The 1,231-nt window shown below is 47.8% G+C and carries 9 tRNA genes; all 9 read left to right on the forward strand.

The window, feature by feature from the left end:
• Positions 1-81: 81 nt before the first annotated feature.
• A tRNA-Gly gene (locus tag HZF24_RS18705) sits at positions 82-153 on the forward strand.
• 55 nt (positions 154-208) lie between these two features.
• A tRNA-Gly gene (locus tag HZF24_RS18710) sits at positions 209-282 on the forward strand.
• A 10-nt stretch (positions 283-292) separates the two neighbouring features.
• A tRNA-Arg gene (locus tag HZF24_RS18715) sits at positions 293-366 on the forward strand.
• 7 nt (positions 367-373) lie between these two features.
• Positions 374-448: transfer RNA gene (locus HZF24_RS18720), tRNA-Gln, on the forward strand.
• A 20-nt stretch (positions 449-468) separates the two neighbouring features.
• Positions 469-543: transfer RNA gene (locus HZF24_RS18725), tRNA-Gln, on the forward strand.
• A gap of 76 nt (positions 544-619) precedes the next feature.
• A tRNA-Lys gene (locus HZF24_RS18730) sits at positions 620-695 on the forward strand.
• 3 nt (positions 696-698) lie between these two features.
• Positions 699-787, forward strand: a tRNA-Ser gene (locus HZF24_RS18735).
• 77 nt (positions 788-864) lie between these two features.
• Positions 865-950, forward strand: a tRNA-Ser gene (locus HZF24_RS18740).
• A gap of 27 nt (positions 951-977) precedes the next feature.
• Positions 978-1,048, forward strand: a tRNA-Trp gene (locus HZF24_RS18745).
• Positions 1,049-1,231 lie beyond the last annotated feature (183 nt).

A 1,231-nucleotide genomic window follows, 5' to 3' on the forward strand; every position in this document is an offset into this window, starting at 1 on the left:
TCCCGAGTGGCTAAAGGGGACGGACTGTAAATCCGTTGGCAACGCCTTCATTGGTTCGAATCCAATCTCTTCCATCAAATTGCGGAAGTGGCTCAGTGGTAGAGCATCGCCTTGCCAAGGCGAGGGTCGCGAGTTCGAATCTCGTCTTCCGCTTATCCAATAAATAATATATGAATACAAAAGTGAAATTCAATAACAATAGTATTATGCGGGTGTAGCTCAATGGTAGAGCCCCAGCCTTCCAAGCTGGTCGCGAGGGTCCGATTCCCTTCACCCGCTCCACAATTACTGAGCACCCATAGCTCAGATGGATAGAGCAACGGACTTCTAATCCGTGTGCCGGGGGTTCGAATCCTCCTGGGTGCATTATTATTGGGGTATCGCCAAGCGGTAAGGCACCAGACTCTGACTCTGGCATTCGTGGGTTCAAATCCTACTACCCCAGCCATAAAAGAGAAAAAAATTAATTGGGATGTCGCCAAGCGGTAAGGCACTAGACTTTGACTCTAGTATGCGTAGGTTCGAATCCTGCCATCCCAGCCATTTTAAAGGAAAGGGTATACACCTCTTTCTAAAGGGCAAGTCTCTGGAAGTCAGAGGAATGTCCCCAATTAAATACGATCCATTAGCTCAGCTGGCAGAGCACTTGACTTTTAATCAAGGTGTCCGGCGTTCGAATCGCCGATGGATCACCATTTGGAGAGGTATCGAAGTGGTCATAACGAGGCGGTCTTGAAAACCGTTTGGGTGAAAGCCCGCGTGGGTTCGAATCCCACCCTCTCCGCCAAATATGCGACTAACATCGTAGTGAATAATGAAAAGTGAATGATTAACAGTTAGCTGTTATATACTAACATTCATTATGGAGAAGTACTCAAGTGGCCGAAGAGGCTCCCCTGCTAAGGGAGTAGATCTGCAAGGATGCGAGGGTTCAAATCCCTCCTTCTCCGTACATAACTGTACTATGCATGAAATATAGGGGATTGGTCAAGTGGCATGACAGTGGTCTCCAAAACCATTAGTGGGGGTTCGATTCCCTCATCCCCTGTTTGCAAGGAAAGGTGACACACTTCTTTTTACCAGAGAAAGTCTTTGAGGGATAGGAAGAATGTCACCAACTGAAAAGGGTACACACCTCTTTCTATCAGGCAAGTCTCTGCGGGTCAGAGGAATGTTCCCAAGTTTAACGGGGCGTAGCGCAGTTTGGTAGCGCATCTGGTTTGGGACCAGA

Origin of the sequence: Sedimentibacter hydroxybenzoicus DSM 7310 (genome assembly GCF_013403245.1) — a bacterium.
Classification (GTDB): Bacteria; Bacillota; Clostridia; order Tissierellales; family Sedimentibacteraceae; genus Sedimentibacter; species Sedimentibacter hydroxybenzoicus.